Source organism: Burkholderia sp. 572, from assembly GCF_040545135.1.
Taxonomy (GTDB): Bacteria; Pseudomonadota; Gammaproteobacteria; order Burkholderiales; family Burkholderiaceae; genus Burkholderia; species Burkholderia cepacia.
The window spans coordinates 74877-88479 of sequence record NZ_JBEPLH010000013.1 but is presented as its reverse complement, the minus strand read 5'-3'; the positions used below and the strand labels follow the sequence as shown (position 1 = coordinate 88479).

Annotated in this window: 13 protein-coding genes; 11 read left to right on the top strand and 2 right to left on the bottom strand. The window is 67.2% G+C overall.

Features of this window, described 5'->3' with window-relative positions:
- Nucleotides 1–122 precede the first annotated feature (122 nt).
- A complete protein-coding gene (locus ABIC51_RS24505) occupies nt 123–1004 on the top strand; it encodes a glucosamine kinase nucleotide-binding domain-containing protein (protein ID WP_175900209.1) in 882 nt (293 codons plus the stop codon).
- Nucleotides 1005–1147: 143 nt separating this feature from the next.
- Complete coding sequence (locus ABIC51_RS24500) at nt 1148–1972, top strand: Cof-type HAD-IIB family hydrolase (protein WP_175862296.1); 825 nt, start codon at nt 1148–1150, stop codon at nt 1970–1972.
- Nucleotides 1973–2090: 118 nt separating this feature from the next.
- Here the strand turns inward: ABIC51_RS24500 and aqpZ are convergent, their stop codons facing one another.
- Nucleotides 2091–2831 (bottom strand): aquaporin Z, encoded by a 741-nt coding sequence (gene aqpZ, locus ABIC51_RS24495; RefSeq protein ID WP_021162848.1) that lies wholly within the window; start codon nt 2829–2831, stop codon nt 2091–2093.
- A 304-nt stretch (nt 2832–3135) separates the two neighbouring features.
- Between aqpZ and ABIC51_RS24490 the strand changes: the two genes are divergently transcribed.
- Nucleotides 3136–3432, top strand: a complete 297-nt coding sequence (locus ABIC51_RS24490; RefSeq protein ID WP_021162849.1) for an H-NS histone family protein — start codon at nt 3136–3138, stop codon at nt 3430–3432.
- A gap of 113 nt (nt 3433–3545) precedes the next feature.
- On the opposite strand, the gene ABIC51_RS24485 is transcribed toward ABIC51_RS24490, so the two are convergent.
- Nucleotides 3546–4610, bottom strand: coding sequence for a glycosyltransferase family 4 protein (locus ABIC51_RS24485; RefSeq protein ID WP_059528163.1), 1065 nt, complete (start codon nt 4608–4610; stop codon nt 3546–3548).
- Between the two features lie 663 nt (nt 4611–5273).
- On the opposite strand from ABIC51_RS24485, the gene flhD reads away from it, so the two are divergent.
- From flhD to ABIC51_RS24445, 8 genes are all read left to right on the top strand, one after another.
- Nucleotides 5274–5594: a flagellar transcriptional regulator FlhD gene (flhD, locus tag ABIC51_RS24480; RefSeq protein ID WP_027788649.1), complete on the top strand. Its 321-nt coding sequence runs from the start codon at nt 5274–5276 to the stop codon at nt 5592–5594.
- Between the two features lie 96 nt (nt 5595–5690).
- Nucleotides 5691–6245 carry a flagellar transcriptional regulator FlhC gene (gene flhC / locus ABIC51_RS24475; RefSeq protein WP_011350591.1) on the top strand — a complete coding sequence of 185 codons (555 nt, stop codon included), beginning with the start codon at nt 5691–5693 and terminating at the stop codon, nt 6243–6245.
- A 191-nt stretch (nt 6246–6436) separates the two neighbouring features.
- On the top strand, nt 6437–7297 hold the full coding sequence (gene motA, locus ABIC51_RS24470) for a flagellar motor stator protein MotA (protein WP_011350592.1): 861 nt from the start codon (nt 6437–6439) through the stop codon (nt 7295–7297).
- A gap of 13 nt (nt 7298–7310) precedes the next feature.
- Nucleotides 7311–8330, top strand: coding sequence for a flagellar motor protein MotB (gene motB, locus ABIC51_RS24465; protein ID WP_027788648.1), 1020 nt, complete (start codon nt 7311–7313; stop codon nt 8328–8330).
- Nucleotides 8331–8354: 24 nt separating this feature from the next.
- The gene (locus tag ABIC51_RS24460; RefSeq protein ID WP_021164383.1) at nt 8355–8732 is read left to right on the top strand and encodes a response regulator; all 378 of its coding nucleotides are present in this window, start codon (nt 8355–8357) and stop codon (nt 8730–8732) included.
- A 33-nt stretch (nt 8733–8765) separates the two neighbouring features.
- The gene (gene cheA, locus ABIC51_RS24455) at nt 8766–11030 is read left to right on the top strand and encodes a chemotaxis protein CheA (protein ID WP_354006665.1); all 2265 of its coding nucleotides are present in this window, start codon (nt 8766–8768) and stop codon (nt 11028–11030) included.
- Nucleotides 11031–11081: 51 nt separating this feature from the next.
- Nucleotides 11082–11597 (top strand): chemotaxis protein CheW, encoded by a 516-nt coding sequence (gene cheW / locus ABIC51_RS24450; protein WP_021164320.1) that lies wholly within the window; start codon nt 11082–11084, stop codon nt 11595–11597.
- Nucleotides 11598–11634: 37 nt separating this feature from the next.
- The gene (locus tag ABIC51_RS24445; RefSeq protein ID WP_175862293.1) at nt 11635–13602 is read left to right on the top strand and encodes a methyl-accepting chemotaxis protein; all 1968 of its coding nucleotides are present in this window, start codon (nt 11635–11637) and stop codon (nt 13600–13602) included.
- Nucleotide 13603: the final 1 nt, after the last annotated feature.

Below are 13603 nucleotides of genomic sequence, written 5' to 3'. Positions count from 1 at the left end.
TCGATTCGATCGTGCCAGCATAGCGGAAGCCCTTTTCACGGAACAGCCGGCCGAACGGCAGATGGGCGCGCGGCGCCGATCCGGTTAAGCTTGGCGCCTGTTCGAATCAGCGGGATGAAGGCATGGCTGCATTACTTTTTGCGATCGGGATCGACGGTGGCGGCACGGGCACGCGCGCGGTGCTGGCCGACCGGCACGGGCGCGAGCTCGCGCAGGGGCGCGGCGGCCCGTCGGGGCTCGGGCTCGGCATCGAGCGCGCGTGGGCGTCGATCGGCGCGGCCTGCGCGGACGCGTTCACGCAGGCCGGCCTCGCATTCGACTGGCCGCAGTGCGCGCTCGGCTGCGGGCTCGCGGGCGTCAACAATGCCGCGTGGCTCGCCGCGTTCCGCGCGCAGGCGCCGCTCGGCGCGCTCGCGGTCGAGAGCGACGCATATACGACCGTCGTCGGCGCACACGGCGGCGCGCCGGGGCTCATCGTCGCGCTCGGCACCGGCAGCATCGCGGCGGCGCTCGATGCGGCCGGCGCCTGCCGGATCGCGGGCGGCTTCGGCTTTCCGTCCGGCGACGAGGCGAGCGGTGCGTGGCTCGGCGTGCGCGCGCTCGCGTATGCGCAGCAGGCGCTCGACGGCCGCGTACCGCGCGATGCGTTCGCGAACGCGTTGCTCGCGGAAACGGGCGCGCAGGATCGCGACGCGCTCGTCCAGTGGTCGTGCGATGCGAACCAGACGATCTACGCGCGGCTTGCGCCGATCGTGTTCGCGCACCGTTCGCATCCGGTCGCGGGCGCGCTGATCGCGCAGGCGGGCGACGAGATCGGCAAGATGATCGACGCGCTCGATCCGCAGCAGGCGCTGCCGGTCGCGCTGTGCGGCGGCCTGGCGGACGCACTGGCTCCGGCCGTGCCGGCGCGCCACGCCGCCCGGCTGCGCGCGCCGCTCGACGATTCGGCGCACGGCGCGCTGCGGCTCGCGCTGCAGGCGCTGCACGAGGCGGAAGGCAACTGAGCAACTGAAGGCATTTGAGGACAGCTGAACGCGTACCGAAACCGGGCCGACGGCGGCGATCGACCGGGAACCGTCCGGCGGGCAACCGGGCACGACGTTAGAATGGCCGTTCCGCAGAGCCCTGAGCGCCATTCTTCCGTCCCATGTACAAAGTCATCGCCACCGATCTCGACGGTACCTTGCTGAACAGCGACCACCAGCTCGATCCGTACACGATCGACACCGTCCGCCGGCTCGACCGCGACGGCCTGCAGTTCGTGATCGCCACCGGGCGCCACTACGCGGACGTCGCCGGCATTCGCGACGTGCTCGGCATCCGGCCGTACCTGATCACGTCGAACGGCGCGCGCGTGCATGCGCCGGACGACACGACGATCCACGCGCAGGACATCGATCCGGCAATCGTCCGCGGCCTCGTGCAGCCGGATATCGTCGGTGCGCACGGCCGCGTGATCGTCAACCTGTTCACCGACCAGGGCTGGCTGATCGACCGCGACGCGCCGCACCTGCTCGAATTCCACCAGGATTCGGGCTTCCGCTACAACGTGATCGACATGGCCGCGCACGACGGCACGGATATCGCGAAGGTGCTGTACATCGGCGATCCGGCCGATCTGGCGGTCGTCGCCGAGCAGATGCGCGTGCGCTTCGGCGATGCGCTGTATGTCACGTACTCGCTGCCCGACTGCCTGGAAGTGATGACCGCGAACGTGTCGAAAGGCCGCGCGCTGCGCTCGGTGCTCGCGCGGCTCGGCGTCGACACCGGCCACTGCATCGCATTCGGCGACAACATGAACGACATCGACCTGCTCGAGACCGCCGGCCACGCGTTCATGATGAACAACGCGAACCCCGACCTGGTCGCGCGGTTGCCGCACATCCCGCGGATCGGCAACAACTTCGACGCGGGCGTCGCCCGTCACCTGCGCACGCTGTTCTCGCTCGAAGGCAACGCCGCCGCGTCCTGAGCGTCCGCCCCGGGCGGAAATGAAAAACGGGCGCCAGCGGCGCCCGTCGAAATTACCTGCCTCTATCTTCTTGGACAGCGTGAGGCTCGCTGCTCTGCTCGCTTGACCCCGTAGTGATTTATTCGCTTGTGCGAGCGGATGCCGGCAGCAGGTCGACGGCGTTGTCACGCCCGGCGACCAGCGGGTAGATGATCCCGGCGAGTGCCGCGCCGATGATCGGCGCCACCCAGAACAGCCAGAGCTGGCCGATCGCTTCGCCGCCCACGAACAGCGCGGGGCCGGTCGAGCGGGCCGGGTTCACCGACGTGTTGGTGACCGGAATCGAGATCAGGTGAATCAGCGTCAGGCAAAGGCCGATCGCGATCGGCGCGAAGCCGGCCGGTGCGCGCTTGTCGGTGGCGCCCAGGATCACGAACAGGAAGAAGCCCGTCATCACGACTTCGCAAATGAACGCCGCGCCGAGTGCGTAGTGGCCGGGCGAGCGCTCGCCGAAGCCGTTCGTCGCGAAGCCGCTGCCGACGACGTCGAAGCCCGGCTTGCCGGTCGCGATCAGGTACAGCACGAATGCGCCGAGCGTCGCGCCGACAACCTGCGCGACGATGTACGGCACGAGATCGCGTGCGGGGAAGCGGCCGGCGACCGTCAGGCCGACGCTCACCGCAGGATTCAGGTGGCAGCCCGAAATATGGCCAATTGCGAATGCCATCGTCAGCACGGTCAGGCCGAAGGCAAGTGCGACGCCGGCAAAGCCGATGCCGAGGCCCGGAAAGGCGGCGGCCAGCACGGCGCTTCCGCACCCGCCGAGCACCAGCCAGAACGTGCCGAATGCCTCTGCAGCGAGACGCTGAGAAAGATTCATGTAAGGACCTCGTTCAAGTTCAAGTGGATTGAAGGCGACCGGACGATGCGACGGATTTAAACCGTCATCCGGAATTGGTCTGGATTATAGGAAATGAATCGGGTGGGGGAGGGTCAACGATTGTTAAATTTTAATGGCTGACGAATGCCCTTATTAGAATAAGTCCGCATTCTCGATATAGTCGAATCGGTTAAAGATGGCAGCATTAATTTCGAAGGGCAGGGCGGCAGTGCGGATGGCGTAACGGATGTTGGTGTCCCGGCCGGATTCGCCGGGGCCGCATCATCAAAAGGGGAGTCGAAAAATGTCTCAATACGCGAAACTCAAGGCGCAGATCGCGGATCTGCAGGCCCAGGCGGATGATGTGCGCCGCCAGGAAGTGGCGGCAGTGATTGCCGAAGTCCAGCAAAAGATTGCCGAATATGGACTGACTGCCCAGGATCTGGGCTTCGCGGAGCGAGCGAAGCGCGGGCGCCCGCCGAAGAAGGCGCCGCTGCCGCCGAAATACCGCGATCCGAAGTCGGGCGCGACCTGGAGCGGGCGCGGCAAGCCGCCGAATTGGATCGTCGGTAAAAACCGCGATCGTTTCCTGATCGAATGACCGAATGACCGAAAACCCAAACAAAAGAGCCGCATCGAGATGCGGCTCTTTTGTTTGGCGCGCCGATTGCGGCGCGGATTGGATTACGAAATATTTCTTCGCGGATTTCCGTATCAGGCGCCGGCGACGCGGCGCAATGCCGGTTGGCGCGCTCCCGTGCAAAGCGATTCGTAAGTTTCGACATAACGCTGCGCCATTGCCTTCGAACTGAAGCGCGTATCGAAACGTTCGCGGATCGCGGTGCGCGACAGGCTGTCGATCCGGTGCAGCGCGCCGACCGCACCCTGAACGTCCTCGACGATGAAGCCCGTGACGCCGTCCTCGATCACTTCCGGCACCGAGCCGCGGTTGAATGCGACGACCGGCGTGCCGCAGGCCATCGCCTCGATCATCACGAGGCCGAACGGCTCCGGCCAGTCGATCGGGAACAGCAGCGCCTTCGCGCCGGACAGGAACGCGGGCTTCTGCGCCTCGTTGATCTCGCCGATGAATTCGACGTGCGCCTCGCCGAGCAGCGGCTCGATCACTTCCTTGAAATAGTCGGCGTCCGCCTTGTCGACCTTCGCGGCGATCTTCAGCGGCAGGCCGCTTTGCGCGGCGATCCGGATCGCGGTGTCGACGCGCTTTTCGGGGCAGATCCGGCCGAGGAACGCGAGGTATTCGGGCTTCACGCCCGGCTGCGGCGTGAGCAGCGTGTCGGGCAGCCCGTGATACACGGTGCCGGCCCACGCAGCCTGCGGCAGCGGCTTGCGCTGGTTGTTCGAGATCGACACGACCGGCGCGTCGGGGAACGCGTCGAACACCGGCTGCAGTTCCGGCAGGTCGAGGCGGCCGTGCAGCGTCGTCACGTACGGCGTGTCGAGGCGCGACATCAGCGGGAACGGCAGGTAGTCGAGGTGGAAGTGCAGCACGTCGAATTCGTGCGCGACCCGGGCGACCTGCTCGAGGAGGCGCATATGGGGCGCCATCGAATCGCGGATCGACGGATCGAGCCGCAGCGCGCGCGGCCAGGCCGCCTCGAGGCGCGCCGACGTGACGGAGTCGCCGCTGGCGAACAGCGTCACGTCGTGGCCGAGTTCGACGAGCGCCTCGGTGAGGTAGGACACGACACGCTCGGTGCCGCCGTAGAGTTTCGGCGGAACGGCTTCGTAAAGCGGCGCGATCTGGGCAATTCGCATGGGTGTTCTCCTGTTTGATCCGGGGGCACGAGGGTGCCGATGCGGATCCCGTGCAAGGTTGCGGAACTCGCCGACGCACGCGGTTGGCGGTACGTGGCCGTGCCCTGGGCGGGGTGCGCGGGGCGCCGGACGGCAAGCTGCGGGGCGGGCCGGCACGGCTCGCGCCGCCGCCCATTGGAGTCCATTATCGATATCGCCCTGAGGGGTTCGAGTGTTTTTTCAAACACTTAAGGCTTGTTACACGATGAAATACGCAAAAACCCCGAGAAAAAGGGCGCGGAATCAGGAATGGAGACAGATGCAACTATTGTTGCGTCATCGTGAAAAAGCACTATAATTTTTACCGATTCGATTGCCGGCAGCCTTGCCCGGAAAGCCTTTCGTTATTGCACCGAGGCCATTGGATCCATCACAGCCGAACCCGCGCCGGCACTTGCTTTCCCGACTGAAGCTTTCAATTCGCCTTGTCGGAAAAATTCCTACACGGTTTACAGACAAATCCTGCATGGCATACGCCACTTCGCTGATACCGGCATAAATGCCGTTTGGCCAAAATTCGCCCTGTAAGACTATAAACGAGCCGACTGCGCGCCCAGAGCGCCCTGATCGAGCAAACGTTTTCATAACACGAATGGCCAAAGAAAGCTCTTTAACGGGGGAATCATGAGCGCTACCAGCGAAATGCTCAGTGAGATCAAAGAGGTCAACCTGTCGTACCTCCTCCTCGCGCAACGCCTGCTGCGGGAAGACAAGGCGATGGGCATGTTCCGCATGGGAATTTCCCAGGAACTGGCCGACGTGCTCGGGAACCTCACGCTCGCACAGACCGTGAAACTCGCCGCGTCCAACCAGATGCTGTGCCGCTTCCGCTTCGATGATCACGCGCTGCTGTCGTCGCTCGCCGACAAGGGCCGCAGCGATGTCGTCGCGCACGCCCACTCGGCCATCCTGATGGCCGGGCAGCAGGTCGAAGGCGTCCGCTGATCCATCACCCCGCCTTGCGTTGAGTCCCGGCGTGTCGCGCCGGCGGACAGCGTATTGGCCACCCATCCGAATCACGTCAAGCGGACGGTTATCACCATGGCAAGCAAAAGCGTCGTGATCGAGGTGAAGGAAATCACCCTCGCCATCGAACTGATCGAACTGGGCGCCCGGCTGCAGTTGCTGGAAGCGGAGACGAGCCTGTCGCGGGATCGTCTGATCAAGCTGTACAAGGAACTGAAGGGCGTGTCGCCGCCGAAGGGGATGCTGCCGTTCTCGACCGACTGGTTCATGACGTGGCAGCCGAACATCCACTCGTCGCTGTTCTACAACATCTACCGGTTCATGCAGGACCACGGCCGCTGCGAGCCGATCCAGTCGATCGTGAAGGCGTACCGGCTCTACCAGGAGCACGTGAACCTGTCCGGCGACGAGGCCGCGCTGAGCCTCACGCGCGCGTGGACGCTCGTGCGTTTCTTCGATTCGGGGATGCTGCAGATGACCCCCTGCACGCGCTGCGGCGGCCACTTCGTCGCGCATGCGCATGATCCACATCAAGGTTTCGTCTGCGGCCTTTGCCAGCCGCCGTCGCGCGCGGGCAAGACCCGCAAGGCCGCCGCCGCGCGCGCCGAACTGGCCGCCGCCGCGGCCTGAGCGCCGGGCCGGGCGGGCGCGAGCGGCCGCGCCGGGCGGCGCGAATTGCCCGTGAATCGTCCGCGAATCGTCTGTGAATTGCTGGTAAACACCGTCGGGCCGCCGCCGGGCGGCCGCGAAAGTTTTCCTGCCGACTGCCGTAAACCTGTTTAACGGCGGTCTCCCCGCCGGTCATTCGTGAGGGACAGGCAGTGCTGATTATCGTGGGAACACTCGTGACGCTGTTGTCCGTCTTCGGCGGTTATGCGCTGGCAGGCGGGCATCTGGGCGCGTTGATCCAGCCCGTCGAGATCCTGATGATCGTGGGTGCCGGCGTCGGCGCATTCATCCTCGGCAACGGCGGCAAGACCATCAAGGCGACGCTGCGCGTGCTGCCGACGCTCTTCAAGGGCTCGAAATACACGAAGGATGTCTACATGGAGCTGATGGCGCTTCTTTACGTGCTGCTCGCGAAGGCACGCAAGGAAGGCACGCTCACGCTCGAGGCCGACATCGACGACCCGGAAAAAAGCCCGATCTTCACGCAATACCCGAAGATCCTCGCCGATCACCACATCGTCGAATTCCTGACCGACTACCTGCGCCTGATGGTGGGCGGCAACATGAACGCGTTCGAGATCGAGAGCCTGATGGACGAGGAGATCGAGACGCACCACGCGGAAGGCGAAGGCCCCGCGCATGCGTTGATGCGCGTCGGCGACGCGATGCCGGCGTTCGGCATCGTCGCGGCCGTGATGGGCGTCGTGCACACGATGGCGTCCGCCGACAAGCCGCCCGCGGTGCTCGGCGCGATGATCGCGCAGGCGCTGGTCGGCACGTTCCTCGGGATCCTGCTGTCGTACGGGCTGATCGGGCCGCTCGCGAGCCTCGCGGAGCAGCGCGTCGCCGAGTCGACCAAGATGTTCCAGTGCATCAAGGTGACGATCCTCGCGACGCTGAACGGCTATGCGCCGGCGATCGCGGTCGAGTTCGGCCGCAAGGTGCTGTTCTCGACCGAGCGCCCGTCGTTTTCCGAGCTCGAAGAGCACGTGCGCCGCGTGAAGGCGAAGTGACGCGGAGCCGCCAATGAGCAAGAGCAAGGATCGCGCAATCGTCGTCAAGCGGGTGGCCCCGGCGAAGAAGGGCCACCACGGCGGCGCATGGAAGCTCGCGTACGCGGACTTCATGACCGCGATGATGGCGTTCTTCCTGCTGATGTGGCTGTTGAGCTCGGTCACGCCGGTGCAGCTGAAGGGGATCGCCGAATACTTCAACACGCCGCTGAAGGCCGCGCTGTTCGGCAGCGGCGACCGCAGCTCGCAGGATTCCAGCATCATCAACGGCGGCGGCCGCGACCTGTCGAGCGTCGACGCCGGCACGCTGCGCCGCACCGACGGCATGACGCAGCTCGCCGAGCGCCTCGCGAAAGCGGGCGACGAGAATTCCCGGTCGCAGGCGCAGGGTGCGCAGGACCGGCTCGAGCAGGCGCGCCTGCACGACCTGCAGATCAAGCTGATGGCCGCGATCGAGGCCAACCCGACGCTGCGCCAGTTCAAGCAGCAGATCCGCATCGATTCGACGCTGATGGGCCTGCGCATCGAGATCGTCGATTCGCAGAAGCGGCCGATGTTCGCGATGTCGAGCGACAACGTCGAGCCGTACATGCGCGACATCCTGCGCGAGATCGGCAAGACGCTGAACGACGTGCCGAACCGGATCATCGTCCAGGGCCATACCGACGCCGTGCCGTACGCGGGCGGCGAGGGCGGCTATAGCAACTGGGAACTGTCGGCCGACCGCGCGAATGCGTCGCGCCGCGAGCTGATCTCCGGCGGCATGGACGAGGCGAAGGTGCTGCGGGTGCTCGGCCTCGCGTCGACGCAGAACCTGAACAAGGCCGACCCGCTCGATCCGGAAAACCGCCGGATCAGCGTGATCGTGCTGAACCGCAAATCCGAAGAGGCGCTGATGCGCGACGATGCGACGACCACGACGCTGTCGGCCGATGCGGCCGGCTCGCAGCAGCTCGCGCAGCAGCTGGCCGGCCCGGCGCCGGCCGCGCGGCCGGCGCTCGCGGCGTCCGCCGTCGCCGTGCCGAAACCCTGACGCTTAAAAGATTCCGAGACAGACATGATCCGAACCATTCTCGCCATCGACGACTCCGCGACCATGCGTGCGCTGCTCCAGGCGACGCTGGCGCAGGCCGGCTACGACGTGACGGTGGCGCCGGACGGCGAGGCCGGCTTCGACCTGGCGGCCACCGTGCCGTACGACCTGGTGCTGACCGACCAGAACATGCCGCGCAAGAGCGGGCTCGAAGTGATCGCCGCGCTGCGCAAGCTGACCGCCTATACGGAAACGCCGATCCTCGTGCTGACGACCGAAGGCAGCGACGCATTCAAGGACGCCGCGCGCGACGCGGGCGCGACCGGCTGGATCGAGAAGCCGATCGACCCCGCCGTGCTGGTCGACCTGGTCGCGACGCTGTCCGAACCGGCCGCCTCCTGACATTCACGCGACGCATTCAACCCGGGACCGGGCATGACTCTCGACATCACTCAGTTCTACCAGACATTTTTCGACGAAGCGGACGAGCTGCTCGCGCAGATGGAGCAGTTGCTGCTGAACCTCGACGTCGGTTCGCCCGACCCCGAGGATCTGGCCGCGATCTTCCGTGCCGCGCATTCGATCAAGGGCGGCGCCGCGACGTTCGGCTTTTCCGCGCTGACCGATACGACGCACATCCTCGAATCGCTGCTCGACCGCGCACGCAACCATGAGCTGACGCTGACCAAGGAAATGGTCGACGCGTTCCTCGAGACCAAGGACGTGCTGTCCGACCAGCTCGTCGACTACCGTGCGAGCGCCGAACCGGACGCGGCCGCCGCCGCGACGATCTGCGCGAAGCTCGAGCGGCTGAAGGCCGAGAGCGGGGCGGATGCGCCGGCTGCCGCTGCCGCGCCGGTCGCCGCTGTCGCCGAACCGGTCGCGCCGGCCGCAGAGACGGCCGCCGGCGACGATCGCGCGCCCGACCACGTGGTCGAGCAGGCCGTCGCGGCTGCGCATCCGGCGGCCGATGCCGGCGCGGACGAAGGCGGCCCGCACCTGAAGATCACGCTCGTGGGCGTCGACGCGAAGGACCAGGAGCTGCTGACCGAGGAACTCGGCAACCTCGGCCGGATCGTGGGCCGCGAGCAAGCGGGCGCCGACCTGACGCTGTGGGTCGAATCGGACGTGCCGTCCGACGACATCGTCGCCGTGTGCTGCTTCGTGATCGACGAAAGCCAGATCCGCGTCGCGCACGGCACGGCGCCGGCCGCGCCGGCCGCCGCTCATGAAGCCGCGGCACCCGCTGCGGCACCGGCTCCCGCTGCAGAACCGGCCGCCGCCGCGCAGCCGGTGCGCGCCGAGGTCTTCGCGCCGCAGGCCGCCGCGCAACCGGCCGCACCGGCATCGGCACCGCCGCCCGCGCCCGCCGCGCCGGCCGCCGCCGCGCCCGCGCCGCAGCCGGCCCAGCAAGCGCACGCCGACCACGCGCCGCAGGCCGCCGCGCATCACGACGACAAGCGCGCGCGCCCGGCCGCCGCGGCCGCTTCGGGCGCCGAAGGCAGCTCGATCCGCGTCGGCGTCGAGAAGGTCGACCAGCTGATCAACCTCGTCGGCGAACTCGTGATCACGCAGGCGATGCTCGCGGAAACCGCGAGCGCGTTCGATCCGGCGCTGCACGACCGCCTGTTCAACGGGATGGCGCAGCTCGAGCGCAACGCGCGCGACCTGCAGGAAGCGGTGATGTCGATCCGGATGATGCCGATGGACTACGTGTTCAGCCGCTTCCCGCGGCTCGTGCGCGACCTCGCCGGCAAGCTCGGCAAGCAGGTCGAGCTCGTCACGTTCGGTCAGGCGACCGAGCTCGACAAGAGCCTGATCGAACGGATCATCGATCCGCTCACCCACCTCGTGCGCAACAGCCTCGACCACGGGATCGAGACGGTCGACAAGCGCGTCGCCGCCGGCAAGGACGCGGTCGGCCAGCTCGTGCTGTCGGCCGCGCATCACGGCGGCAACATCGTGATCGAGGTGAGCGACGACGGCGCGGGCCTGAACCGCGAACGCATTCTCGCGAAGGCCGCGAAGCAGGGCATGCAGGTATCCGACAACATCAGCGACGACGAAGTCTGGCAATTGATCTTCGCGCCGGGCTTCTCGACCGCCGAGACGGTGACCGACGTGTCGGGCCGCGGCGTCGGGATGGACGTCGTGAAGCGCAACATCCAGTCGATGGGCGGCCACGTCGAGATCACGTCGCAGGCCGGCCGCGGCACGACCACGCGGATCGTGCTGCCGCTCACGCTCGCGATCCTCGACGGGATGTCGGTGAAGGTCGGCAACGAGATCTTCATCCTGCCGCTGAACTTCGTGATGGAGTCGCTGCAGCCGTCGAACGACGACATCTACACGGTCGGCAACGGCGAGCGCGTGGTGCGCGTGCGCGGCGAATACCTGCCGCTCGTCGCGCTGCACGAGGTGTTCTCGGTCGATGACGCGCGCACCGACCCGACGCAGGGGATCGTCACGATCATGGAAACCGAGGGGCGCCGCTTCGCGATGCTGATCGACGAACTGGTCGGCCAGCAGCAGGTGGTCGTGAAGAACCTCGAAACCAACTACCGCAAGGTGCACGGCATCTCGGCGGCGACCATCCTCGGCGACGGCAGCGTCGCGCTGATCGTCGACGTCGCGGCGCTGAACCGCGAAACCCGTGCGACGCACGGCGCCCGTGCCGGCGCCGAGCTCGCGATGTTCTGATGTCTCTCGCCATTCAACCGATTGGGGGCAAACGTGTCTGCTGAAGTCCAAATGATCAATCCGGCCGCGGCGAACGCGGCAACGAGCCGCCGCGACGCGGAACAAGGCGACGCGACGGGCCAGGAATTCCTGGTGTTCACGCTCGGCGACGAGGAATACGGGATCGACATCCTGAAGGTGCAGGAAATCCGCGGCTACGACAGCGTCACGCGCATCGCGAACGCGCCGGATTTCATCAAGGGCGTGATCAACCTGCGCGGGATCATCGTGCCGATCGTCGACATGCGGATCAAGTTCCATCTCGGCCGCGTCGAGTACGACCACCAGACGGTCGTGATCATCCTGAACGTCGCGCATCGCGTGGTCGGGATGGTGGTCGACGGCGTGTCGGACGTGCTGACGCTGCAGACCGACCAGATCATGCCTGCGCCGGAATTCGGCGCGACGCTGACGACCGAGTACCTGACGGGCCTCGGCACGGTCGACGGCCGGATGCTGATCCTGATGGACATCGAGAAGCTGATGTCGAGCCGTGAAATGGCGCTGATCGAGACGCTCGGCGGGTAAGCGCGCCGCGCGCGCAGGAATTTCGGGAGAATCTGCAATGTTGCATAACTGGTCGATCCGCACGACGCTCACGGCGGTCGGACTCATCCTCGTGGCGCTGGCCGCAGCCGTCGGCGGGCTCGGCCTGTACGCGCTGAATCAAGCGAGCCGCTCGCTCGACGAGATCGCGCACGTCGACTTGCCGGCGATCCATGCGCTCGATGACACGTCGGCGCAGTTGCTGCGCGCGCGCGTGGCGCTCGACCGCTTCCGCACCCTGACCGAAGCCGGCAACACGGCCGACGCGGCCAAGGTGCTCGACCGCGCGCAGGAGCTGTACGCGAAGTCGAACCAGAACTGGCAGGCGTTCCAGGCCACGCCGAAGCTCGGCGTCGAGCAGGCGCTCGTCGACGAACTCGCCGCACGCTATGCGACGATCGTGAAGGAAGGCGTCGAGCCCGAATTCGCGGCCGCGCGCGCGGGCGACATGGCCGCGTACCACGCGGTCGCCGATACCAAGATCAGCCCGATGTTCGTCGCGTACGACCAGGCGGCAGCGGCCGTGGTCGCGTCGCTGCAGAAGCGCGCGGAAGATCGCCAGGCCGCGACGCAATCGCAGATCTCGCTGATGATCGGGCTGATCGCGGCCGGCATCGCGATCGCGTTCGTCGTCGTGATCGCGATCCGCTTCGCGCTGCGCGGGCTGATCGTGCAGCCGCTCGAGGACGCGATCGCGCACTTCGAGCGCATCGCCGGCGGCGACCTCACCGAGCCGGTGAACGTGTTCAGCACCAACGAGATCGGCCGCCTGTTCGGCGGCATCAAGCGGATGCAGGACGCCGTCACGACGATGGTGCAGGCCGTGCATCGCGGCACCGAGTCGATCGACGTCGGCGCGCGCGAGATCTCGACCGGCAACACCGACCTGTCGCAGCGTACCGAGGAGCAGGCCGCGTCGCTGCAGGAAACCGCGTCGAGCATGGAGCAGCTGACGGGCACCGTGCGCCAGAACGCGGAGAACGCGCGGCAGGCGAGCCAGCTCGCGGTGAACGCGTCCGACATCGCGACGCAGGGCGGCGACGTGGTCGGCCAGGTCGTGTCGACGATGCAGGACATCGCGGCGAGCTCGGGCAAGGTCGTCGACATCATCGGCACGATCGAAGGCATCGCGTTCCAGACCAACATCCTCGCGCTGAACGCGGCGGTCGAAGCCGCGCGCGCGGGCGAACAGGGCCGCGGCTTCGCGGTGGTCGCGGGCGAGGTGCGCTCGCTCGCGCAGCGCAGCGCGAGCGCCGCGAAGGAAATCAAGCAGCTGATCGGCGATTCGGCCGAGAAGGTCGAAAGCGGGTCGGCGCTCGTGTCGCGCGCCGGTTCGACGATGGACGAGATCGTGCAGGCCGTGCGCCGCGTGACCGACATCATGGGCGAGATCAGCGCCGCGTCGGACGAGCAGTCGACCGGCATCGAGCAGGTCAACCGCGCCGTCGGCCAGATGGATTCGGTCACGCAGCAGAACGCGGCGCTCGTCGAGCAGGCGGCCGCCGCGGCCGCGTCGCTCGAGGAGCAGACGCGCCAGATGAAGACGGTTGTGGCCGGCTGGCGCGTCGCGGGCGGCATCGTGCTCGCGCCGTCGCGCGGTGTCGCGCGGCCGGTCGCGCATGAACCGGCGCATGCGCCGGCGCTGACGTCGGCGCCGCGTTTCGACGCGGCGCCGGTCGCCGCGCTGCCGGCCCCGCAGGCCGCCGCCCAACCGGCACGGCGTGCCGCGCCGGCGCCGCGTGCCGCGGCCGCGTCGGGCGCCGGTCACGAACCGAAGCGCGCGGCCGATGCCGGTGCGCATGCGCAGAAGGACGCGCCGGCTTCCCGCGGCGCCGCCGCGGGCGGCTACGGGCCGCGTCTCGCGAAAACCGCCGCGCCGGCCGACAAGCCGGCCGCGAAGCCCGCGCTCGTGCGCCCGGCGCTGAACGGCGAGAAGCCGGCGCCGGCCACGTCCGGCACGTCCGATGACGATTGGGAGACCTTCTAAA